Annotated in this window: 20 protein-coding genes and 2 pseudogenes; 12 read left to right on the forward strand and 10 right to left on the reverse strand. The window is 63.5% G+C overall.

Annotated features, from left to right (window positions below):
- The first annotated feature begins 31 nt into the window (after positions 1–31).
- The gene (locus tag AC1DV9_RS28095) at positions 32–1012 is read left to right on the forward strand and encodes an alpha/beta fold hydrolase (protein ID WP_477951077.1); all 981 of its coding nucleotides are present in this window, start codon (positions 32–34) and stop codon (positions 1010–1012) included.
- On the opposite strand, the gene AC1DV9_RS28100 is transcribed toward AC1DV9_RS28095, so the two are convergent.
- Positions 1009–1419 carry a universal stress protein gene (locus tag AC1DV9_RS28100; RefSeq protein ID WP_477939587.1) on the reverse strand — a complete coding sequence of 137 codons (411 nt, stop codon included), beginning with the start codon at positions 1417–1419 and terminating at the stop codon, positions 1009–1011. The genes AC1DV9_RS28095 and AC1DV9_RS28100 overlap by 4 nt on opposite strands.
- Before the next feature lie 280 nt (positions 1420–1699).
- Here AC1DV9_RS28100 and AC1DV9_RS28105 point away from each other — a divergent pair, with 280 nt between their 5' ends.
- Positions 1700–2560: a VOC family protein gene (locus AC1DV9_RS28105; RefSeq protein WP_477951079.1), complete on the forward strand. Its 861-nt coding sequence runs from the start codon at positions 1700–1702 to the stop codon at positions 2558–2560.
- Between the two features lie 18 nt (positions 2561–2578).
- Here AC1DV9_RS28105 and AC1DV9_RS28110 read toward each other — a convergent pair whose 3' ends face one another.
- Positions 2579–3073, reverse strand: a complete 495-nt coding sequence (locus tag AC1DV9_RS28110) for an HIT family protein (protein WP_477951081.1) — start codon at positions 3071–3073, stop codon at positions 2579–2581.
- A 145-nt stretch (positions 3074–3218) separates the two neighbouring features.
- On the opposite strand from AC1DV9_RS28110, the pseudogene AC1DV9_RS28115 reads away from it, so the two are divergent.
- A pseudogene (locus AC1DV9_RS28115) lies at positions 3219–3465 on the forward strand (DUF2277 domain-containing protein).
- Positions 3466–3588: 123 nt separating this feature from the next.
- Positions 3589–4929 carry an NAD(P)/FAD-dependent oxidoreductase gene (locus AC1DV9_RS28120; protein WP_477951083.1) on the forward strand — a complete coding sequence of 447 codons (1341 nt, stop codon included), beginning with the start codon at positions 3589–3591 and terminating at the stop codon, positions 4927–4929.
- Positions 4930–4945: 16 nt separating this feature from the next.
- Here AC1DV9_RS28120 and AC1DV9_RS28125 read toward each other — a convergent pair whose 3' ends face one another.
- A complete protein-coding gene (locus tag AC1DV9_RS28125) occupies positions 4946–5875 on the reverse strand; it encodes an AraC family transcriptional regulator (protein WP_477951085.1) in 930 nt (309 codons plus the stop codon).
- A 97-nt stretch (positions 5876–5972) separates the two neighbouring features.
- Here AC1DV9_RS28125 and AC1DV9_RS28130 point away from each other — a divergent pair, with 97 nt between their 5' ends.
- The gene (locus AC1DV9_RS28130; protein ID WP_477951087.1) at positions 5973–6968 is read left to right on the forward strand and encodes an aldo/keto reductase; all 996 of its coding nucleotides are present in this window, start codon (positions 5973–5975) and stop codon (positions 6966–6968) included.
- A 6-nt stretch (positions 6969–6974) separates the two neighbouring features.
- Here the strand turns inward: AC1DV9_RS28130 and AC1DV9_RS28135 are convergent, their stop codons facing one another.
- Complete coding sequence (locus AC1DV9_RS28135; protein WP_477951089.1) at positions 6975–8138, reverse strand: MFS transporter; 1164 nt, start codon at positions 8136–8138, stop codon at positions 6975–6977.
- Positions 8139–8219: 81 nt separating this feature from the next.
- On the opposite strand from AC1DV9_RS28135, the gene pdxR reads away from it, so the two are divergent.
- Positions 8220–9731, forward strand: a complete 1512-nt coding sequence (gene pdxR / locus AC1DV9_RS28140) for a MocR-like pyridoxine biosynthesis transcription factor PdxR (protein WP_477951091.1) — start codon at positions 8220–8222, stop codon at positions 9729–9731.
- 164 nt (positions 9732–9895) lie between these two features.
- Here the strand turns inward: pdxR and AC1DV9_RS28145 are convergent.
- From AC1DV9_RS28145 to AC1DV9_RS28155, 3 genes and pseudogenes are all read right to left on the reverse strand, one after another.
- Positions 9896–10903 (reverse strand): annotated as a pseudogene (locus AC1DV9_RS28145) (acyltransferase family protein); the annotation flags it as partial.
- 209 nt (positions 10904–11112) lie between these two features.
- Entirely contained in the window at positions 11113–11874 is a 762-nt protein-coding gene (locus AC1DV9_RS28150) for an alpha/beta hydrolase family protein (RefSeq protein WP_477951093.1), read from the reverse strand.
- Positions 11875–11900: 26 nt separating this feature from the next.
- Positions 11901–12329, reverse strand: a complete 429-nt coding sequence (locus tag AC1DV9_RS28155; protein WP_112517219.1) for a GNAT family N-acetyltransferase — start codon at positions 12327–12329, stop codon at positions 11901–11903.
- A 208-nt stretch (positions 12330–12537) separates the two neighbouring features.
- Between AC1DV9_RS28155 and AC1DV9_RS28160 the strand changes: the two genes are divergently transcribed.
- Entirely contained in the window at positions 12538–13704 is a 1167-nt protein-coding gene (locus AC1DV9_RS28160) for an AI-2E family transporter (RefSeq protein WP_477951095.1), read from the forward strand.
- Between the two features lie 13 nt (positions 13705–13717).
- The gene (locus AC1DV9_RS28165) at positions 13718–15010 is read left to right on the forward strand and encodes an NAD(P)/FAD-dependent oxidoreductase (protein WP_477951112.1); all 1293 of its coding nucleotides are present in this window, start codon (positions 13718–13720) and stop codon (positions 15008–15010) included.
- 56 nt (positions 15011–15066) lie between these two features.
- Here AC1DV9_RS28165 and AC1DV9_RS28170 read toward each other — a convergent pair whose 3' ends face one another.
- Positions 15067–15864, reverse strand: coding sequence for a polysaccharide deacetylase family protein (locus AC1DV9_RS28170; protein ID WP_112537330.1), 798 nt, complete (start codon positions 15862–15864; stop codon positions 15067–15069).
- A gap of 223 nt (positions 15865–16087) precedes the next feature.
- On the opposite strand from AC1DV9_RS28170, the gene trhA reads away from it, so the two are divergent.
- Positions 16088–16756, forward strand: a complete 669-nt coding sequence (gene trhA / locus AC1DV9_RS28175; RefSeq protein WP_112517367.1) for a PAQR family membrane homeostasis protein TrhA — start codon at positions 16088–16090, stop codon at positions 16754–16756.
- On the opposite strand, the gene AC1DV9_RS28180 is transcribed toward trhA, so the two are convergent.
- On the reverse strand, positions 16757–17233 hold the full coding sequence (locus AC1DV9_RS28180) for a cytochrome c family protein (protein WP_112517216.1): 477 nt from the start codon (positions 17231–17233) through the stop codon (positions 16757–16759).
- A 127-nt stretch (positions 17234–17360) separates the two neighbouring features.
- Here AC1DV9_RS28180 and AC1DV9_RS28185 point away from each other — a divergent pair, with 127 nt between their 5' ends.
- Complete coding sequence (locus AC1DV9_RS28185; protein ID WP_477951098.1) at positions 17361–17867, forward strand: N-acetyltransferase family protein; 507 nt, start codon at positions 17361–17363, stop codon at positions 17865–17867.
- Between the two features lie 99 nt (positions 17868–17966).
- On the opposite strand, the gene msrB is transcribed toward AC1DV9_RS28185, so the two are convergent.
- Positions 17967–18374 carry a peptide-methionine (R)-S-oxide reductase MsrB gene (gene msrB, locus AC1DV9_RS28190; RefSeq protein ID WP_112537334.1) on the reverse strand — a complete coding sequence of 136 codons (408 nt, stop codon included), beginning with the start codon at positions 18372–18374 and terminating at the stop codon, positions 17967–17969.
- Between the two features lie 171 nt (positions 18375–18545).
- Here msrB and AC1DV9_RS28195 point away from each other — a divergent pair, with 171 nt between their 5' ends.
- Complete coding sequence (locus AC1DV9_RS28195) at positions 18546–18785, forward strand: hypothetical protein (protein WP_477951100.1); 240 nt, start codon at positions 18546–18548, stop codon at positions 18783–18785.
- A gap of 60 nt (positions 18786–18845) precedes the next feature.
- On the forward strand, positions 18846–21200 hold the full coding sequence (locus AC1DV9_RS28200) for a putative monovalent cation/H+ antiporter subunit A (protein ID WP_477951102.1): 2355 nt from the start codon (positions 18846–18848) through the stop codon (positions 21198–21200).
- Positions 21201–21262 lie beyond the last annotated feature (62 nt).

Consider the following 21262-nt stretch of genomic DNA (forward strand, 5'->3'; position numbering starts at 1 on the left):
CGGCGCCAAGGCAACAAATCAGGAGCCCATCATGAATGACACACTCATCGACACCAGGACGATCAGCATGGGTATCCTCGAAGCGGGCTCCGGGCCGCTCGTGCTGCTGTGCCACGGATTTCCGGAAACCAAGCATGCCTGGCGCCATCAGGTCGCAGATCTGGCAAAGGCCGGATATCGCGCCGTGGCACCGGATATGCGCGGCTATGGCAAGACCGCGGCACCTGGCCACGCCGATCAATACACCGTCTTCCACGCGGTCGGCGATCTGATCGCGCTGATGGATGCGCTCGGCGAAGAGAAGGCGGTGATCGCCGGTCACGATTGGGGTGCGACGATCGCCTGGCAGGCGGCCCTGCTGCGCCCCGACAGGTTCAGGGCGGTCGTCGCCCTCAGCGTGCCGATGATGGGCCTGCCGCCGGTGCCGCCGTCGAAGATCTTTCCGGAGAATGACGAGGCGTTGTTCTACGCGCTCTATTTCCAGCAGCCGGGTGCGGCTGATGCCGAATTCGGCCGCGACCCCGCGCTGACGCTGCGCAAGATCATCCACGCGGCAAGCGGCGAGGCGGGTCCCAGAAAGCCCGGCGACGGCACGCCCAATCCCTTTTGGATGGTCAGCCGCAGCACCGGCCTGCTCGCTGCTCTGCCCGACCCCGCGGAGCTTCCCGCCTGGCTGCCGCCGACAGATTTCGAAAGACTGATCGCCGACTTCAAACTGTCAGGCTTCACCGGCGGCCTGAACTATTACCGCAATCTCGACCGCAACTGGGAACTCCAGCAAGCCAATGCCGGCCAGACCGTCACCATCCCCGCACTGTTCATGACCGGCGAACGCGACCCCGGCCTTGCCATTCCCGGCATGGACAAGATCATATCCGCCATGCCGGCGCTGGTGCCGCAGCTGCGCGGCTCGCATATTATTCCCGGCGCGGGTCATTGGCTTCAGCAGGAGCGCCCGGCCGAGGTCTCGGAACGGATGATCGCCTTCCTGCAGCAGCTCCAACGCTCCTAGCGATCCACCAGCACCGAGCACTTCGCATGCCGCACCACCCGGTCTGCCGTCGCGCCGATGAAATAGTTGGAGAAATCGGGGATGTGCGAGGCGACGATGATCAGGTCGGCGCTGTGGGTTTCGGCGGCGGCGAGGATGCCGTTGGCGGGCGGCCCGCGGCCGATCTCGACGCTGGCCGGAATGCCGGTCTTCAGCCGCAGCGCTTCCAGCCGCGTCTTGCCGTCCTTGATGGCGTTCTCGACCAGCTCGACCGGCAGATCGATCGCCACATAGGTCGGGATGTCCTCGACGACATTGAGCAGGATGATCTCGCCGCCTTCGTCGAGCAGCGTGGCAGCCTTGCGAAACGACTTCTCGCCGCGGTCGATGGCACCGATTTCGATGGGAACCAGGATTTTCTTGTACATGTCTTTCGTCCTTATGAGATGCATCCAACCTATTGGAAGAAACATAAGGCGCTTTGACGCGGATCAAGCACCGCATCTCTAGCGTCAACAGATGCTGAACGATTTATCCGCAAGAACGCATCTTCTGCGAACAATCGGAATGCGCCATATAGAATGCAAGTACGGTGGCCGAGGGGACCATGAGATCATGAACCGGCGAACATTCCTCGAGCTTGCCACAGGCGGCGCCTTCGCCGCCACCGCCGGTGCAGCTTCGCAACTGATGGCAGGAGACAGATCGATGACAACAGAGACTTCCTACGCGCTGACGCGCCCTGCCCATGTCGGCCATTCGCATCTGGTCGTGAAAGACCTGGCCGCCGTTTCCGGCTTCTACCAGTCGATGCTCGGCCTCAAGGTCATCGAGAAGACCGCGAGCGGCGAAGTGCTCGGCGTATCGGGCCTGCCGCTGCTCACGCTGACGACGGACGGCAACGCGCAAACCGCGCCCCGTAACGCCGCCGGCCTGTTCCACACCGCCTTCCTGATGCCCGACCGCACCGAGCTTGCCCGCTGGCTGCGCCACGCCGCGCATAACAATGTCGTGCTCGAAGGCGCGTCCGATCACCTCGTCAGCGAGGCGATCTATCTTTCCGACCCCGAAGGCAACGGCATCGAGATTTATGCCGACCGCCCGCATGACGTCTGGAAATTCCACCAAGACGGCCAGGTGGAAATGGCGACCAACCGCCTCGACCTCCAGGCGCTCTATGACAGCGCCCCTCAGAACACCTGGAACGGCATGGCAGACGGCACCGCGATCGGCCACATCCATCTGCAGGTCGGCAATATCCCCGAAGCCGACACGTTCTACCGCGATGTTCTCGGCCTGAAGATCATGGCCCGCTATCCCGGCGCCAGCTTCTTCGCCACCGGCGGCTACCATCACCACGTCGCCGCCAACATCTGGAACAGCCGCGGCGCCGGCACCCGCAGCCAGAACATGACCGGCCTCTCCGACTACTCGCTGCATTTCAACGACAAGGCGGCATTGGAAACAGCCAAGACCGCGCTGGAAAAGCTAGAGATCAAGACCGAAGCCCGCGACGGCGGCGTCTTCCTCAGGGATCCCTGGGGGATTGGTCTGACGCTGACGGCGTAAAGGCAGCACCTTCCAGTTTTAGAACTGAATGGCCTGACGCAGCATCGAAATCGATTCCGCAACAGACGGACCGCTGACGGGTGGCGGATCGGGCCGCTCGCAAAATTCCCGCCAGACAAAGAGCGTCAACTCTGCGCCGTCGGTTGGTGTCTCTCCCGGTCCATGGGCAAACCGCTCGAGCATGCGGTAGCGATCGTCCTTCCAGAACAGCTCCTCGACCCAGCTATAGATCGGGATTGCATGAAAATGGATCGGATAGCCGGGCGAATGCCCATAGCGGCCGATATAGACCCGCTCTGCGCCGAGAACATCGCTCAGAGCGTGCTGGACTTTCGCGAACACTGTGCCCATCGAAGCGAGTGCTTCGGCTGGTAAATCGGCCAGGCTGTTGGTGTCGGCGATCGAACTGATTATGACATAACCAGGCAGTGCCGAATTGATCCGATGGTTTACACGCCAGTCCGGCATCTGGCCGATGAGATACTGCGGAGGTATGGAATGCTCGCTCGTCATGCCTCAGTTTAGCAGTCGGTTTGACCACACCGAAAGCCCCCAAGCTGTCACGGTCGGGTGCCTGTTGCAATTGGCGCCCATGCGACTAGCTTTCCCAAAGCGCACGCCTCTTTTCGAGGAGGCCAGCCAGAAAGGAAAGCCAGCCATGTGCCGCAACATCAAGCCCCTGTTCAACTTCGACCCGCCGGCAACGGAGGCGGAAATCCATGATGCGGCGCTGCAGTTCGTGCGCAAGCTGAGCGGCACCAACAAGCCCTCGAAGCGCAACGAGGCCGCCTTCGATCACGCGGTCCTGGCGATCGCCAAATGTGCGGCGGACCTCGCAACCGCCCCGCGACCGCGAGGAAGAGGCGGCCAAGGCAAAGGCGCGTTCGGCGCTCAGGTTTGCCTGAGGAACTGCCGCTCTGGAAAGATCGTTCCAGGCGCTGCCTTGCTGCAGCATAACGATGCTTGAACACCTGCTAACGCAGCGCTAGGGATCGGTTGACATCCCTCATGCAGCAAGACCCTCCCTCATGTTTCCCTTTTCAGAAGCCGACCCGATCCGTCACTCCAGCCCCGTGCCTGAAAGCTCGGAGGTGGTGATCGTCGGCGGCGGGGTGATCGGCGTTTCGACGGCGCTTTTCCTCACCGCGCGCAATATCCAGGTGACGCTTCTGGAAAAGGGGCGCATCGCCGGAGAGCAGTCGTCGCGCAACTGGGGCTGGATCCGCAAGCAGGGGCGCGATGCCGACGAGCTTCCAATCGTCATGGAAGCCTGCCGTCTCTGGCAGCAGCTGGCGGAAGAATGCGGCGAGGATATCGGCCTTCGCCAGACCGGCGTCACCTATCTGGCCCGCACCGACAAGGACATGGCGAAATTTGCGCGGTTCATGCAGCTCGCCGCCGCCCATGATCTCGATACCCGCCTTCTCGATGGCGCAGAGGTCGCGGCCAGGATCGGCGGCATGGCGCGCAGGTATGCCGGCGCGATGACAACGCCGTCGGATCTGCGCGCCGAGCCCTGGCTTGCGGTGCCTGCGCTGGCGCGGTTGGCCGCCCGCAAGGGTGTCCGGATCATCGAGAATTGCGCGGTTCGCGCGCTCGATATCACTGCCGGCCGGGTTGCGGGCGTCTGGACCGAAGGCGGCAAGATCGCGACCACCAATGTGTTGGTGGCGGGCGGCGCCTGGTCGTCGCTGTTCCTCAGAAAACATGGCATCTCGATCCCGCAGCTCAGCGTCCGCGCCACGGTTGCCGCAACCGAGCCCTTGCCGGAATTCCACGCGGGTGCAGCGATCGAGAATGACATCGCCTTCCGCCGTAGGCAGGATGGCGGCTATACGCTGGCGCCGGGCGGCAGCAATCTGCTCTTTGTCGGCCCCGACGCCTTCCGCAACGCCACCAAATATCTTCCGGCGCTGATCGATCATCCCCTCGGCACCCGCTACCTCCCGGCAGCACCTTCCGGTTTCCCCGACAGCTGGTCGACGCCGCGCGACTGGACGCCCGAGACGACAAGCCCGTTCGAGCGCATGCGCGTCCTCAACCCGGCGCCCGGCCAATCCGATCTGGCCTCGATCAGGCGTGGCTTCGAAAACCTCTTCCCGCAGCTTGGAGAATTGCGCCTCAAGGCCACATGGGCCGGCATGATCGACGCCATGCCCGACGTCGTCCCGATCGTGGACCGCGTCAGCGCCATCGCGGGCCTCTTCGTCGCCACCGGCATGAGCGGCCACGGCTTCGGCATCGGCCCGGGCATCGGCCGCGTCATGTCGGATCTGATCCAGGGCAACGCGACGGGTCACAACCTGAATCGCTTCCGCCTGTCACGCTTCTCCGACGGCAGCCCGATCCGGCTGGGACCGGCAATCTGAGGCGGCTCCTTGTGACCTATTCCGCCGCCACCGCCATCGCCCGCGTGTCGTTGCGATAGAATTTCGGCGCCCGGCCGGTCACGCGCTTGAAGGCGTTGGAGAAGGCGCTTTCGGAGGTGTAGCCGAGCGAGCGGGCAAGCGTCGCCACCTGCACGTCGTCTTCCCGAAGCGACCGTTCGGCAAGCCGCATGCGCCATTCGGTGAGATAGGCGAGCGGGGCGATGCCGGCCACCTGCTTGAAATAGACGGCGAAGGTGGTGCGCGACATGGCGGCTGCTGCGGCAAGCTCTTCCAGCTGCCAGGCACGGCCGGGCTCGGCATGCATCAGCCGCACGGCCGGGGCGATGCGGCGGTCGCTGACGGCGCGCAAAAGGCCTGAGGCCAGCGGGCCGCCGTCATCCAGATGGGCGCGGAGCAGCTGCACGAACATCAGCTGTGCCAGCTGTGCGGAAGCGACCGAGCCGCCCGGCAGATCGGCGGTCTGCTCCGAGACGATTTGCGCCACCACCCATTGCAGCACGGCTGCCTGCGGCGATCCGGCTTTCGCATGGATGAAGGGCGGCATGACATCGGTCAGAAGCGCGCCGCGTTCCGGATCGAGACCGGCATGGCCGCCGACGATCTCCACTTCCTTGACGTCGCCGATATGCTTGACCCGCCCGATATAGGTGGCAAACAGCGGCTTTGCCTCGACCGCGGTCAGCGACAGATCGGTGCAGAGCACGAAGTCGCGGGTGGTGACCAGAAATGTGTCGCCCGCTTCCAGCCGCACCGGCCCGGCGCCACCCTCGACATCCAGCCAGCAGCTGCCTTTCAGCACCGCATAGAACTTGATCTGCTGCGGCCGGAACTGCAGCGACCACTCGCCGCCGATGGTGAAGCCGCCGGAGATCACGGACTGGGCATTGGTGAGGGTGAGGAGGTCGGAAAAGGGATCGTGCGACATTTCCGAATTTTGGCGCATGTAATCGGAATTTACAAGTATTTGAAATTCGGCGCGCCGGGCGCAGTCTCCGGAGGCAATCACGAATGGAGAATGCATCATGAGCCTCAAGACACGTAAACTCGGCACTCAGGGCCTCGAAGTCTCGGCGATCGGCCTCGGCTGCATGCCGATGAGTCAGTCCTATGGACCGGCCGATCAGGACGAGGCGATCCGCACGCTACACCGCTCGATCGATCTCGGCTGCACCTTTTTCGATACCGCCGAAGTCTATGGTCCGCACACCAATGAAGACCTGCTCGGCCGCGCCTTCAAGGGCCGCCGCAGCGAGGTGACGATCGGCACCAAGTTCGGCTTCAAGATCGTCGAGGGCAAGCAGCGGGGCGCGGAAACCACCAGCCGTCCGGAAGACATCCGCAAGGCGGTCGAGGGATCGCTGAAGCGGCTGCAGACTGACTGTATCGATCTGCTCTACCAGCACCGCGTCGACCGCAACGTGCCGATGGAGGACGTCGCAGGCACGGTCGGTGAGCTGGTGAAGGAAGGCAAGGTCAAGTATTTCGGCCTGTCGGAAGCCGGTATCGCCAATATTCGCAAGGCGCATGCGGTGTTCCCGGTTTCCGCGCTGCAGAGCGAATATTCGCTGTGGGAGCGCAATCTGGAGCCGGAGATCATCCCGGTGCTGCGCGAACTCGGCATCGGCCTCGTGCCTTTCTCGCCGCTCGGCCGCGGCTTCCTCACCGGCAAGGTGATGCGCGCCGAGGAATATCCGGAGAATGACCACCGCCGCAACGACCCGCGCTATCAGGGCGCGAATTTCGACGAGAACGTCAAGGCCGCCGAAATCGTCCATGCCGTCGCCCGCGATCACAATGCAACGCCCGGCCAGATCGCGCTTGCCTGGCTGCTGCATCAGGGCGACGACGTGGTGCCGATCCCCGGCACCAAGCGCCAGAGCTACCTGGAGGAAAATGTCGGCGCCGCCGCCATTGCGCTCAGCGCCGCCGACCTCGCAAGCCTGGACGCTGCACTCGCGCCGGAAAAGGTCTCCGGCGAACGCTACGCCTCGTGGATCATGGCGACGGTCGATCGGTAAGCGCGCTCACGCGGCCTGAACCTTTCTGAGGCCGATGCTTGCTGCGATCGCCAGTTCGGCGATCGCAGCGGCAAGCAGGATGCCGAGGAAGACCTCGCGGCCGAGATGGACGAGCACCCAGCCGCCGATGACAGGGAAGCCGAAGATGCCGGTGAAATAGGACATCACGAACCAGGTGAGCGCCGCATGGCGGTAGCGCGGTTCAGTGTTGTTCACCGCCCAGGTCTGGATCACCGAATAGACGAGGCCGTAGCCGATGCCGGTGAGGATGGCTGAGAGAATCTGGAAGGCCGGGTGGATGCCGGTGCCGAACATGGCGGCGACGCCGAGGCACATCGAGGTGAGCAAGGCCGTTGCAAGCTGCGCCTGCGGCAGCGCCGCCAGCAAGCGGGCAAGCAGCAGCCGGGCGGCAACCACGGTGACGGCATAGACGGCGAAGAAGGTTGCCGCATCGGCGGAGGTTCCTTCCACCAGCGACGACTGGAAGGTCAGCAGACCCGAAAAGACGCAGGCGCCGAGCGCCACCATCAGGATCGGCCGGACGGAAGCGCTGCGGCCGATCACGCCGATATCGCGCACCCAAGGGCGAAGTCCCACTGTTCGCGGCCCGCCCGGCGCCATCGAGCCGAAGACCCAGAGCAGAACGGCAGCTGCAAGGCAGGCAGCACCCACCAGCATGAAGGTCGCCTCGACGGAGAGCCCCACCTGCCGCAGCATGAGATTGAGAATGACCGGGCCGCCGCCGATGCCGGCCATCTGGAAGGCGCCGAAGCGGGTAAACCAGAAGCCGCGATCGGCATCGGTGACCCGCTCGGACAGCGCCATCGGCGCGCCAATATAAAACATCCCCCAGCCAAGCCCGATGAAGAAACCCGACACCAGTGGCAGACCAAGACCGCCGCCCGCCGCAAAGGCGAGCAGCAGGAAGCCGAAGGCGACGGAGCAAGTGGCAATGGCGCTCATCCGCGCCGCATCGATCCGCCCCGACAGCCAGCCGACCAGCGGCACGCCGGTAAAAGTGCCGGCCATCGCCGCACCCAGCGTAAGCCCGGTATCGACGTCGCTGCCGCCATGGGCGCGGTAGTAGGCCGAAAACAGGAAGGTGGCGCCATAGCCTGCCGCAGCAAGCATGGTGCCGGTGAAGAGAAAAGGGGCGGCGGAAGGGCGCATCGGCATGTCCGGACAGTTATTGAAAGTGGTCCGATAAAAAGGAATAATGGCAAACATATCCAGAGCCACTTCGAGTCAGCCATGCAAGCCACTTTGCCCCGCCAGACAAGCGCCCGCACACTCCGCCGCGAAAGTGCTGCGGCCGGTTTCTTGCCTGATATCGATACGTCCTCGCCGGTTCCGGCAGTCCGCCAGCTTTACCTGCAGCTGCGCGATGCCATCGTCGCGGGAACGCTGCAGCCGGACCACCGGCTGCCCTCGACGCGGACCGCATCCTTGGAATGGTCGCTGTCGCGCGGGCTGATCGCCGAGGCCTATGAGCTGCTGATCGCCGAAGGCTATGCGGAGGGACGGCATGGCTCGGGCACCTACGTCGCCTCCGGCCTGCCGCCGATGCCATCAGGAAGCGGCAGCGCGCAGGAGATGGCCGATAACAGCGCCCGGCGCGGCATCTCCACCGCCGCGCGGATGGCGATGCGCAACGATCTGGCACCGCCCGCCCAGGTCGCCTTCGCCACCGGCCGGGTGATCCACGACGCGCGCACCGCCGGGCTGCTGAAGCGGCTTGCCCATCGCCATATCGACTATGCCAGCGACCGCTACCGCGATCCGCAGGGCGAGCTCTCGCTGAGACAGGCGGTCTCAGCCCATCTTGCCGCCTCGCGCGGCGTGCGCTGCCACCCCGGCCAGATCTTCATCACCTCAGGCACCCAGCAGGCGCTGGATTTCGCCATCCGCGTTCTCGTTTCCCCCGGCGAAACCGTGATGATCGAGGATCCCTGCTATCCGCCGGCAAGGCTCGCCTTCCTGCTGAACGGTGCGGCGATCTCGGGCATGCCGGTCGATGGTGAGGGCGTGATCACCGGTAAGCTCTCTCTCTACGACGGCCCAGCACCGGCAGCGATCTACGTCACCCCGTCGCATCAATATCCCTCCGGCTCGGCCCTGCCGCTGGCGCGCCGGCTGGAATTGCTGGCCTTCGCTCAGGCTCGCGGCAGCTGGATCATCGAGGACGATTACGACAGCGAGTTCCGCTATGACGGCCACCCGATCGCCTCGCTGCAGGGCCTCGATGCGACGCGCCGGGTGATCTATGCCGGCACGTTCAGCAAGGCGCTGCTGCCGGGTTTCCGCGTCGGCTATCTGATCGTGCCGGACGATCTCGTCGCCGCCTTCCGCGCCGTGCGCCCGATCATCGACCGCTTTCCGGCGCCGCTCCACCAGCTCGTCGTCGCCGATTTCCTCAACGAGGGATATTTCCCGGCACATCTGCGCCGCCTGCGCGAAAGCCACCGCGCCGCCCGCGACAATCTCGCGTTCCTGCTGAAGGCGCGGCTCTCCGACCACCTGATCGCCCCGGTCCCCGAACAGGGCATCCACTTCACCGTCTCCAGCACCGGCACATGGCGCGATGACCGCGCGCTGGCCGAGGCCGCCCTGAAGGGTGGCGTGGTCGTCATCCCCGTTTCGCCGATGCACATCTCCGCCTCGCCGGAACCGCGGCTGCTGCTGGGCTTTTCGGGGCTGACGGCGGAGGAGGCGGATGTGGCGGTGGGGAGGCTGGGGAGGGTGCTGGAGACGGTGACGGGGTAAGCCCTTGGAGGCGCCAAGTTCATGGATCCGTCAAGCGGCGGTGAGGCGCTACGATCTGGAGGAAGCCTCACGGCGCTCAAAAAATCGGCGGCCTTGCTCCCGAGCGCTATGAATGGGCGCTCGATACTCATCTCTGTCATCGTGGCAAGCAAAGTTGTTACTATGACGGTCGTTAGCCATGTCAGAACGAAGATGCTGAGCGCGGGCAACGCGACTATTTTAATGGCCGCGATTTCAAAAATCTTCGCAGCTTGAGAGACGAACATAAAGTGGAAAATGTAGATCGAAAATGATCGGACGCCGATATATTCGATCACCTTTGCTCTTACCCCGATAGACCGCAGGGTGAGCGCCAACGACGCGAAAGCGATCCCTGCGGCGATCGGAAGCATCTCGAATGCGAATGGAAGACCGGAATAGAATAGGGCCACCCCGCATGCCGATGAGACGACGGATACGAGCGAGGTCACCAAGACATTTCTTGCTGCGGATTGGTCTCTCCACCAGTAGGCAGAGATGCCGGCGAGAAAGACCGGCATCTGGTTGAAAAGATTATAGAAGTAGAAGCTGTTGTTATCTGCCAGCGCAGAATCCTGGAAGGTGCTGGCGACGTATACGCTCGCCGCGGAAACGATCACTGCGGCCGCCAACGCCATGCCGCCTCGCGCCGCATCGCTTGCGAGCCGAGACAAGGACCAGAACAGGGGCGGAAACGTCAGATAGAACGCCATCTCCGTGCCTATCGACCAGCCCCCTGGCACAATGCTGTTGTTCGCAGCTGGTATGAAACCGTGCACCAAGGCAAAGTTGGCAGCTACAGCTGCCAAACTGTAGGCCTCTATCGCCGTGTTCCCCTGCCGGGCCATCCCTGCTGAGACGGTGAAATACAATGCGATCGCAAGGTAATAAAGAGGCGCAATTCTAAACCATCGCCGAACAAAGAACCCGGAGACCCAGCCCTCATGAAACCATCGACGGCTTGCGCTCTCGCACAGGGTATAGGCGGAGACGACAAAGAAAAGCTGCACGCCTAACTGACCGAGTTCGGTGATTGACGTCGTCCATCGCGCCAACCCCGCAACAGACTGACCGGCATGTATCGTTATCACCATGAGGATCGCGATTCCCCTGCATTGATCGATGAAGGCGTCGCGTCTCGTTGCTTCAATCATGGAACATGCCTGGGGCCGAAGTTGTCTAAAATGACATGCTGGATCTCATGCCGCTGGGTCTCAGACAGGCATCCGAATATTGGGCCGGACCGCTTCCTTGCCGTTCGGTTCCCACCATCAGACACTCTCGCCATATGCCCGCTGTACAATCGCAGCCGGGCGTAAACAATTGCTCTACTCTAAGCGTAAGCCGCTTGATTGGCAGCCGCTCAGTGGTATGTCGCAGTGGCAGGGGCAAGTACGCTCGTCAGAAAATCCCGGAGAACCGGGGTCAGCTGTTCGCGGGAGATCTGATGCCCACATTCGAACCGGTGCAGCGCCACGGGCACCCGCGCCTGCGAAAGCGCGGCCGCGAACTTATCGGCCTGCTCGATCGGCGCCCGGTCGTCGTATTGGCCATGCAGAAGCAATGTTTCCGCACGAATTTCGTGTGCGTGATAAAGCGCGGAGCGCTCCAGGAACGCCTCGTCCGAAGTGCCAGCTTCCCGGATGATCGCCTGCTGCAGGCCCGGAGCGCTGTTTTGGTAGGCTTCTTTGAGATCGTAGACGCCGCCCGACAGGATGAGCGCCCTCAGGTCGGCCACCTGCGCGGCGACCATCGCTGACGCAACAGCACCGCGGCTGTTGCCATAGAGGACGATGCGGGCCGGATCGACGGTCGGTTGCGCCTTGAGGAAGTCGAGGGCGGCGATGATCGCCCGCTGGGTCGCCGGTCCGCAGAAATCCGCCGGTCCGTCCGATGCGCCGAAGCCCGGCTGCGATACGGACGCCGCCGTCACGTTCAGGCGTGAGGAGAATCGCAGCAGCGTTCCGTTGTCGGCAGCCTCCTTGGCCCCCAGCAGCATTCCGCCCTGATTGCCGTGGACGAAAAGGATGGCTCCCCGCGGCGCACCACCCGTTCTTCCCGCCTGGAAAAGCTCTACGGAGGCGCCGTCGCCGCGATCGATCACATGCCGCTCTACCACCGCCATCCCTTCACCTGTCCCGCCAGATACGTTCAAAATTTCTTCTTCAGGAAATATCGCGCGATTGCGTTGCCGTCGCCTTCGAGTTCTCCGAATAGCGTATAGCCGAGCTTCTCGTAAAATGGCCGTGCCTGGAATTCGAACGTATCAAGCCACACACCGGCGTATCCGCGCGCCTTGGCGATGGCCTCGGCTTCGGCAAGAAGCTTGGTGCCGAGACCTCTGCCGCGATATTCCGCCGGGACCACAACCAGCTTGATGAACGCCCAACCGTAGTCTCCGACGCCGTAGAGACCACCGCACACACCATTCGTCTCCGGGTCTCGCAATGCGACGGCAAAATCCGGATCTGCGTCGGCGATACCCGCCGCATCGATGTTGAAAGCATCCAGGGCAGCTTCGATAGCTTGCCGAATTTCGATCGGCGGGCTTGAGGCTATGATCTCGAGAATGGGCTCCATGCGCGGTCCGTGGTGTCCATGGTTGTTAGGCTAAGGCGTGTTGGTCAGTTTCCGCACACAATGCCTTCGGCTCCCGGAAAATCAACCAGAAGTTTCCAAACGTGTCCGCTCCGCCACACCCGCGCACCCGCCCTTCTCCCCCAAGGAACAGAATCCCCCAATCCGCGTTGTCGTGGCGAAGCGCTGGGCTTTCGGGGAACATCGGGATATGGGCATCGCCAACGGCATCAAGAAGCATGCGAAGAAGATCGCCATCGGCGAGCGGCGCACCAGCGCCTGGGCCGAAAAGCTTTCGGCCGCCACCGAAGAGATGCAGCAGGCGCCGGTGCGCCGCGTCGAGAAGGATGGTCTCGATGTCAGCATGGCCTGGGCGATCATCGGCATCTTCGGCATTCTCGGGCTGGCCGCCGTCTATCAGATGTCGCTGATCCTGATCCCGCTGACGCTCGCCATCGTCGTCGGCATGATCTTGGGCATGCTCGCCGAAAAGCTGAGCAAGCTCGGCGTGCCCCGCATCACCAATGCGGTGATCCTGTCGACTGCGGTGGCGCTTGTCATCTTCCTCGTCGCCAATGCACTGGCCGGGCCGGTCGGCACCCTGATGAACGAAGGGCCTGCCTTCGTCGAGAAGACCATCGACAGGCTGATGCCCTATCTCGAGAAAGTCCGCTGGCTGCATATCACGCCCGAGACCTTCCAGAGCGGCCCGATGTCGGCAGACAAGCTGCTCGAAAACACCGGCAACGTCCTGCATGTCGTCACCGCGAACCTGACGCCGGCGCTGGTGCAGGGGCTGATCTTCTTCGCCGCGCTGCTGCTCTTCCTCGTCGGCCGCGTCAACCTGCGCAAGACGATCATCATGACCTTTCGCAGCCGGCCGCAGCGCCTTGCCGCCATCCGCGTCATCAGCTCGGTCGAGCAGGTGCTCGGCTTCTATTTCGCCACCGCCGCCATCATCTATGCCGGCCTCGGGGTGATCATGACGGTGATCGCCTGGGCGGGCGGGCTGTCGGTCCCCATTCTCTGGGGCTTCTTCGCCTTTCTCTCCAGCTTCATTCCCTATCTCGGCATCACCATGATGACCTTCGCCATTGCCGTTGCTGGTATCCTGACCCATGACAGCATGCTGTTCGCGCTACTGCCGGCGGCCGCCTTCTTCATCGTCCACCTCTTGATGGAAAATCTGATCTTCCCGGCGGTCATGGGCCGCCGCCTCGAGATCAATCCCTTCGTCGTCTTCCTCGCCATCATCTTCTGGACCTGGATGTGGGGGGCTGTCGGCGCCATGCTGGCGCTGCCGCTGTCGCTGATCGTCATGACCATCGTCGATGAGCTGTTCATCGAAGAGCGCGTCACGCCGCAGTTGCCGAAGTGAAGGGGAGACGATGATGGCAAACGGCATCGAATTCGACCCGGCAAGCCAGGACGATCTGCGCAGCGGCCGCAGCCCGTGGGGCAGGGGCGGGCGCCGCCCTGCTTTTGAGCCGTTGACGCAGAGTTTCAGGGCCGATGCGCTGGTCATCGGCGGCGGCATCACCGGCGCGCTGGCTGCCGAGCATCTGACGGCCCGCGGCCTGTCGGTCGTCGTCATCGACAAGGAAGAGCCTGGACTCGGCTCCACGGCGGCAAGTACCGCCATGCTGCAATGGGAAATCGACAGCACGCTTTCGGAACTCGAGCACTATTACGGTTTCGAGCGGGCCGCTGGCATGTACCGCCGCAGCGCGGCTGCCGTCTCCGGCCTTGCCAAGCTCGTCGCCACCCACGCGCTGCCCTGCCAGTTCCAGCCGCGGCAGACGCTGTTTCTGGCGCAGAACCATGAGAGCGCTCGCGATCTCTACGAGGAGCGCCAGCTGCGCCGCCGCGCCGGTCTTCCGGGCGTCTATCTGGAACATTGCGATCTCCTGACCCAGTTCGAACTCGACCGCGATGGGGCGATCCTGTCGCCGGGCTCCGCCGAGGCCGATCCGCTGCTGCTCGCCTGGGGGCTTCTCGATATCGCCATCGCCCGCGGCGCCATGCTGATGAAGGGCACCGTGGAGCGGCTGCACAGCGAAGGCGGCAAGGTGACCGCCGAGCTCGACGGCCCCTTGGTCATCGAGGCCGATACCGCTGTGCTGGCGACGGGTTATACGATGCCTGGTATCGACACGCCGAAGCTGCATCGCTCCACCTCCAGCTTTGCGATCGCCACCGTGCCGCAGGATCCGGCAACCCTCTGGCGTGGAGAAACGCTGATCTGGGAGGATGCCGACCCCTATCTCTACATGCGCACCACGGCGGACCACCGCATCGTTGCCGGCGGCGAGGACGACGCCACCACCGATCCCGACCGGCGCGATGCCAAGCTCGCTGCAAAGGCGCAGGCGATCCGCGAGAAGATGAAGCGGCTCTGGCCGCAAGCCAATGCGGAAATCGCCACCGCCTGGTGCGGCACCTTCGGCGAAACCGCCGATGGCCTGCCGCTGATCGGCCCGGTGCCCCGCATGCCGAATGTCTACGCCGCCTACGGCTACGGCGGCAACGGCATCACCTTCTCCTTCCTCGCCGCCCAGATGGTCGGCGCCATGGTGGCCGGCATCTATCGCGACTGGTTCGACGACTACGCGCTGGACCGCGACGGGCCGGGATTCCGGAATGTCAGGGCTGGCGAGCGTGGGGAGGAGACGGTGCTGCGGTAGGAGCGGGCGTTGTGCTCGGGGCTTGCAGGGCACAACGCCGTTGGAAGGCTCAGCGACTAATTCGTCGTCTTGTCATCCCCAAGCCCCTCGGCATCCTCCAGCCGTACGAACTCCACGCCCTTCGCCTTCAAATCCACGATCGCCTTGGCGACCCCGGCACCGGCGGCATGCGTCGGCTGGTTGATATGCGAGATCACCACGTCGCCGTCCTTGGCGGAGCTGATCCGCTTTTCAGTAATCGCCGTTCCCAGCAGCGAGCCGCCGTCGCCATTCACAGAATAGCCGGCGATCTTGTAGCCCATGGCGCGGATCTGGGCGATTGCGGAGAGATCGTATTTCGCCGTCGAGCCGCGGAACCAGTGGGGCGCGGCAATGCCTGCTGCCAGCATCGCGTCGGCGCCACCCTGCACCTCCTGGTGCACCGCCTCAGGAGATCCGGCCGCGGCAATACCATAGATCAACGCCGGCTTGTCGACGGCCGGAATATGGTTCTGGCCGTGGTTCTCGAGCTCGAACAGATCGGGATTCTGCAGGAAGATCGAAAGCGCCTGCGGATTGTGCTTCAGCCAGCGTGCCGTGACGAAGATCGTCGCCGGAATGCGCTCGGAAACCAGCGTCGAGATGATCCGGTCATCCGCCTTGCCCATGCAGGCATCGAAGGTCAGCGCGATCCGCGGGCGCCCGGGAACCCCTGAGCGCACCACATGCAGCTGCGGCTCGACAAGCTTCGGCCCCTTCGGTTTCGCTACCGGCGCGGCAGCGGCAGGTGCTGCGGGCAGAGCCGGAAGCTCGGCCGCAGAGGCAACGGAGAGACAAGCTGCAAGCAGCGGAGCGGCGAGAAGAATGCGGATCATGGGAACTGTTTTCAACGATATCGATGAAGGAATTCTAAGCCTTCGGGCAGAAGGCGGCGATGCGGCCTCTTGCCGCTTGTCTCTTCCGGCAGTGCCTATAGCCGGAAATCCGCGCCCTGCCATCCCCGGCCTCACGAAGTTTTACCGCCTACTGCCTTAGTGCCGGTTGCGCCGCTCTCTGTTCGATGCGAGCATTGCGGCCGATGAAAAACGGGTGTGCATGATGGCCGAGTTCAACGGGATCCGCTGGGCTTACGACAAATACGAACTGATCGCCGACGGCATCGTCCACGGTGTCGGGCTGGCGCTGGCGCTGGTCGGCGCCACCGTGTTGATTTTCTATGCGACGCTGTGGAGCAGCCATGGCGAGCTGGCCGCCGCCTGGGTCTATGGCGTCGGTCTGGTCATGACCATCGGCATCTCCTTCACCTACAATGCCTGGCCGGTGTCGCGCACCAAATGGTTTCTGCGCCGCTTCGATCATTCGTCGATCTTCGTGCTGATCGCCGCCACCTACACGCCGTTCCTCGAAAAGGGCTCCGACGATCCGCTGCTCTTTGCCATGCTGGTCGGTATATGGGTGGTCGCCATCGCCGGGATCGTGCTGAAGTGCGTCTTTCCCGGGCGCTATGACCGGCTGGCGATCCTGCTCTATCTGGCGATGGGCTGGAGCGGCGTGCTAGTTGCCGAACCTGTCGCCTCGCGCATTCCCTTCGCCTCGATGCTCCTGATCGTCATCGGCGGCCTGATCTATTCGGCGGGCGTCATCTTCCATGTCTGGGAAAAGCTGCGCTTCCAGAACGCCATCTGGCACGGCTTCGTCGTTGCCGCGGCCGCCGTACACTACTCGGCCGTGCTCACCTGCTTCAGCATGAGCGCTTCCAATCTCTGATCAGCGGCAGTGCGGCGGGCCCGAAAGCGTCTTGACCAGATGGGCAACCGTCGGGTCATAGAGCTTCGCCTGCGCCTTCGGATATTCGAGCGTGAAATAGCCGCCGGCGCCCTGGCAGAGCGAGACCGCCCGCACATAGAGGATGCGGTCCTTGCGGGTGCCCGAATAGCTCATCCAGTCCTTGGCCGATTTCTCGTAGGTGATCGTCCACCCCTCGTCCTTTTCCGATTGCTTCCGGTTGGCGACATCCTCGCCGAGCGTACCCTCGGTCACGGTGGAGCCGAACACCAGCAGGGTCGCCTTGCCATCCTTCGATTGCAGCGTGATGCCATCGCCATTGTCGGCCTCGCTGACCGTGCGGAAATCGCCGGGCAGATCGATGACATAGCCGAAGCGCGGATTGGCATAGGGCTTCCAGCCGTCAGCAAGAGCAGGCGCCGCTGCAAGCAGCAGCGGAAGTACGAAGAGCAGGCGCATGAAGGCTCCCTCAGAGATCGCCGGAGACTAGCGCAAACCGCAATCCCGGTCGCGGCAAATCTCCGGGTTTACATCCCCGGAATGCCAGCGTATCCGTCCTGCAATATTCGCCGAAATGGAACATGATATGACCGACGCCGTCACCCTTCGCGACGCCACCGAAGCCGACCTTGCTGCGATCCGCGACATCTACAACCACGCGGTCGAGCACACGACAGCGATCTGGAACGAGACGGTCGTCAATCTCGAAAACCGCGTCGAATGGTTCAATGCCCGCAAGGCGAGAGGCTTTCCGGTGCTGGTCGCCGAACGCAACGGCCAGATCGCCGGCTACGCCTCCTATGGCGACTGGCGCGCCTTCGACGGTTTCCGCCACACGGTCGAGCATTCCGTCTATGTCGAGAAGGACAACCAGGGCGCGGGCATCGGCAAGCTGTTGATGCAGGCGCTGATCAAGCGCGCCTCCGAAAACGGCATCCACATGATGATCGCCGGGATCGAAGCCAACAACACCGCCTCGATCGCCCTCCACGAAAAGCTTGGCTTCCGCAACGGCGGCACCTTCAGGGAAGTCGGCAAGAAGTTCGGCCGCTGGCTGGATTTGACCTTCATGGAGCTGAGGGTGCCGGAGTGAGTCCGAAAAAAAACGATTAGACGGTTTTCCTAACCTCGCCACGTCATGCACGTCAGTAGACCAGCCGCAGCGCTCGTCGTCGAGCGCTTGTGCCGCTGATCACTCCGGCTCGAACACCATCGCATGCCCATTGATGCAATACCGCAGCCCTGTCGGCGGTGGGCCGTCGGGGAAGACGTGGCCGAGATGGGCGTCGCAATTGGCGCAACGGATTTCGGTGCGCACCATGCCATAGGACGTGTCGCGATACTCGGTCACCGCTTCAGGCGAAACCGCCTCGAAATAGCTCGGCCAGCCGCATCCGGCGTCGAATTTGGTGTCGGAGCGGAACAGCGGCTCATTGCAGCAGATGCAGCGGTAGAGGCCGGTCTCGAAACGATCCCAGTAGGGGCCGGTAAAGGCGCGTTCGGTGCCGTGCTGCCGCGTGATGCGGTATTGCTCCGGCGTCAGCTGCGCTTTCCATTCGTCGTCGGTCTTATCGATCTTCAAACTGTCGGTGTCGGACATGGGGGCTTGCTCCTTCGGCGCCGGAGAAGACAAATTTCGACCCGCGGAATGTGGATCGGAAATCGGGCCGGATCAAGGGTAGCCTGAAAAGCTTAGTCCCTATTGCAGGTTTGCGGCTGGCCGCTCCCGCGCCTATTCTACCGGGTAACGGCGCAACAGGGGGATCTGGAGGTGCTGACCGTTATCTTCGTCATTGCCTATGCCGCTGCCGCTGCGTTCTGCATGGCCGCCACTTCGCTGGAGGGCTGGGTGAACCATGACGGCTTTGGCCCCTGGCGGATCGCCGGGCTGGCCGCCTGCCTGTTCTGGCCGCTGGTTCTTCTGCTGCCGCTGATCCATGCCGCTGCCGGGCCGCGCTTTGCCTGTGCACCCATCCCGAAAAGGCTTGAGGCCCGCCGCCGATTGACCTAAATCTTGGCGACGCACCCGGTTTTTCCGGAATTTTCTAGGGTTCTGGCAAGGGGAGGGCGCATGGGCGATGTCACGGCTTTGACATTCCTTGCCTTGTGCCTGCCGCTCATCGGCGCTGCCGCCGCACCGCTTGCCGTCCGCATCTTCGGCGCCAAAGCCGCCTGGCCGCTGGCACTCTTTCCGCTGCTCTCCTTCCTGCATTTCACCCGCTTTCTGCCCGAAATCGCCGCCGGCGAAGTCGCGACCGGCGGCTATGTCTGGGTGCCGAGCTACAATCTCAGCTTCTCCTGGTTCCTGGATGGCCTGTCGCTCACCTTCGCCCTGCTGATCACAGGCATCGGCACGCTGATCGTGCTTTATGCCGGGGGGTACCTGAAGGGCCATAGAGATCAGGGCCGATTCTTTTCCTTCATCTTCCTGTTCATGGGCTCGATGCTGGGTCTCGTCGTGTCCGACAGCTTCCTGATGCTCTTCATCTTCTGGGAGCTGACCTCGATCACCTCGTTCCTGTTGATCGGCTTCGACCACGAGCGCGAGGCAGCCCGGCGCGCGGCGCTTCAGGCGCTCGTCGTCACCGGCGGCGGCGGGCTCTGCCTACTGGCGGGGCTCCTGTTCATCTGGAACATCACCGGCGTCACCCAGCTGTCGCTGATCATGGAAGCCGGCGATCTGATGCGCCAGAGCCCGTTCTATCTGGCAACGCTGCTCCTCGTGCTTGGCGGCGCCTTCACCAAGTCGGCGCAGTTTCCCTTTCACTTCTGGCTGCCGAATGCCATGGAGGCGCCGACCCCGGTTTCGGCCTACCTGCACTCGGCAACTATGGTGAAGGCAGGCGTCTATCTGCTGCTCCGCCTCCATCCGCTGCTGGGTGAAACGCCCGCCTGGGAAATCCTGCTGCCGTTCTTCGGCGGCATGACGCTGGTCACCGGATCGGCGCTCGCCATACGCCAGACCGATCTGAAGCTGAAGCTCGCCTATACGACGGTCGCCTCGCTCGGCCTCCTGGTGCTGCTCACCGGCTTCGGTTCGGAATATGCGATCGAGGCGGCGGTGCTCTATCTGGTCGCCCATTCGCTGTTCAAGGGCGCGCTGTTCATGGTCGCCGGCATTCTCGATCACGAGACCGGCACCCGCGATGTGACCCGCCTCAGCGGTCTCGGACCGGCTATGCCACTCACCTGCGCCGCAGCCCTTGCCGCTGCGATTTCGATGGCCGGGCTGCCGCCCTTCTTCGGCTTCCTTGCCAAGGAAGAGATCTATGCCGCCCTGGCGCTCGGCGATCTGCGCTCCATTGTCTTCACCTCGGTTGCGATCTTCGGCAATGTGCTGATGTTTGCGATTGCCTTCGCCGTCGGCCTCAAGCCGTTCATCGGCACGCCCGTTGCCACGCCGAAGATCGCCCATGAGGCGCCGTTGCTGCTCTGGCTCGGCCCGGCGCTTCTGGCGCTGCTCGGCCTTGCCGCGGCCATCTTCGCGCCCGCCGTTCATCGCTACATCTCCATCCCCATGGCCTCGGCGATCGAGCACCGGCCGGTGGAAATCACCATCTCGCTGCTGCCGCATATCGGCGTGCCCCTGCTTTTGTCGGTGGTCACCATCGCGCTCGGCATCGCCGTCTATTGGCAGCTCGACCGCTGCCGCCGATGGACGGATGCCTTCTTCCGTGCTGCCGGGCCGGGGCCGGACTGGTATTTCGATCTCTTCATCTCGGGCCTTGTGCGCCTCTCGCATCGCGTCACCCGGCTGCTGCAGCCGGGAAAGCTCGAAATCTACGTCACCACCACCTTCGTGCTGCTGGCGGCGATCTTGCTGGTGCCGCTCTATGTCTATGGCGAGTGGCCACAGGCGATCGTCTGGCCGCGCGACGTGCGCCTTTATGAATGGGCGGTGTTCCTTCTTGCTGCAGCGGGGCTCGGCGCCGTGCTGGTGGCGCGCGACCGGCTGACGGCGATTGCCGCGCTCGGCATCCAGGGCCTCTCCGTGGCGCTGATCTTCCTGCTGTTCGGCGCCCCTGACCTTGCCTTCACCCAGTTCATGGTCGAGACATTGAGTGTGGTCATCCTGGCGCTGGTGATGACCCGGCTCAGGCTCTCGCCCGCCGACCGCCGCCCGCCCGGCCAGCGTTTTGCCGATGCGGCGATCGCGCTCGCCTGCGGTGCGGGGCTGACGCTGCTGCTGATCCGCGCTACCGCGGCGCCATTCGATGCAACGCTCTCCGATTTCTTCAACACCTATTCGAAGACCATCGCCCACGGCGCCAATGTCGTGAACGTCATCATCGTCGATTTCCGCGGCACCGACACGCTCGGCGAAATCGCCGTCGTCGCCGTTGCCGCCCTGGCGATCATCGCCCTGATCGGCATGCGGGCAGGCGGCGCCCGGCCACAGCCGAAGCGGCCGGGGAGGGGAACGTGATGGTGGTGCTAGTTTTCCCCTTCTCCCCTCGGGGAGAAGGTGGCCCGAAGGGCCGGATGAGG

It is taken from the genome of Rhizobium sp. 01L410, assembly GCF_056400165.1.

Coding starts and splice junctions, on each gene's coding strand:
- AC1DV9_RS28095 (WP_477951077.1), top strand. CDS start 32: ATGAATGACACACTCATCGACACCAGGACGATCAGCATGGGTATCCTC.
- AC1DV9_RS28100 (WP_477939587.1), bottom strand. CDS start 1,419: ATGTACAAGAAAATCCTGGTTCCCATCGAAATCGGTGCCATCGACCGC.
- AC1DV9_RS28105 (WP_477951079.1), top strand. CDS start 1,700: ATGACAACAGAGACTTCCTACGCGCTGACGCGCCCTGCCCATGTCGGC.
- AC1DV9_RS28110 (WP_477951081.1), bottom strand. CDS start 3,073: ATGACGAGCGAGCATTCCATACCTCCGCAGTATCTCATCGGCCAGATG.
- AC1DV9_RS28120 (WP_477951083.1), top strand. CDS start 3,589: ATGTTTCCCTTTTCAGAAGCCGACCCGATCCGTCACTCCAGCCCCGTG.
- AC1DV9_RS28125 (WP_477951085.1), bottom strand. CDS start 5,875: ATGTCGCACGATCCCTTTTCCGACCTCCTCACCCTCACCAATGCCCAG.
- AC1DV9_RS28130 (WP_477951087.1), top strand. CDS start 5,973: ATGAGCCTCAAGACACGTAAACTCGGCACTCAGGGCCTCGAAGTCTCG.
- AC1DV9_RS28135 (WP_477951089.1), bottom strand. CDS start 8,138: ATGCGCCCTTCCGCCGCCCCTTTTCTCTTCACCGGCACCATGCTTGCT.
- pdxR (WP_477951091.1), top strand. CDS start 8,220: ATGCAAGCCACTTTGCCCCGCCAGACAAGCGCCCGCACACTCCGCCGC.
- AC1DV9_RS28150 (WP_477951093.1), bottom strand. CDS start 11,874: ATGGCGGTGGTAGAGCGGCATGTGATCGATCGCGGCGACGGCGCCTCC.
- AC1DV9_RS28155 (WP_112517219.1), bottom strand. CDS start 12,329: ATGGAGCCCATTCTCGAGATCATAGCCTCAAGCCCGCCGATCGAAATT.
- AC1DV9_RS28160 (WP_477951095.1), top strand. CDS start 12,538: ATGGGCATCGCCAACGGCATCAAGAAGCATGCGAAGAAGATCGCCATC.
- AC1DV9_RS28165 (WP_477951112.1), top strand. CDS start 13,718: ATGGCAAACGGCATCGAATTCGACCCGGCAAGCCAGGACGATCTGCGC.
- AC1DV9_RS28170 (WP_112537330.1), bottom strand. CDS start 15,864: ATGATCCGCATTCTTCTCGCCGCTCCGCTGCTTGCAGCTTGTCTCTCC.
- trhA (WP_112517367.1), top strand. CDS start 16,088: ATGGCCGAGTTCAACGGGATCCGCTGGGCTTACGACAAATACGAACTG.
- AC1DV9_RS28180 (WP_112517216.1), bottom strand. CDS start 17,233: ATGCGCCTGCTCTTCGTACTTCCGCTGCTGCTTGCAGCGGCGCCTGCT.
- AC1DV9_RS28185 (WP_477951098.1), top strand. CDS start 17,361: ATGACCGACGCCGTCACCCTTCGCGACGCCACCGAAGCCGACCTTGCT.
- msrB (WP_112537334.1), bottom strand. CDS start 18,374: ATGTCCGACACCGACAGTTTGAAGATCGATAAGACCGACGACGAATGG.
- AC1DV9_RS28200 (WP_477951102.1), top strand. CDS start 18,846: ATGGGCGATGTCACGGCTTTGACATTCCTTGCCTTGTGCCTGCCGCTC.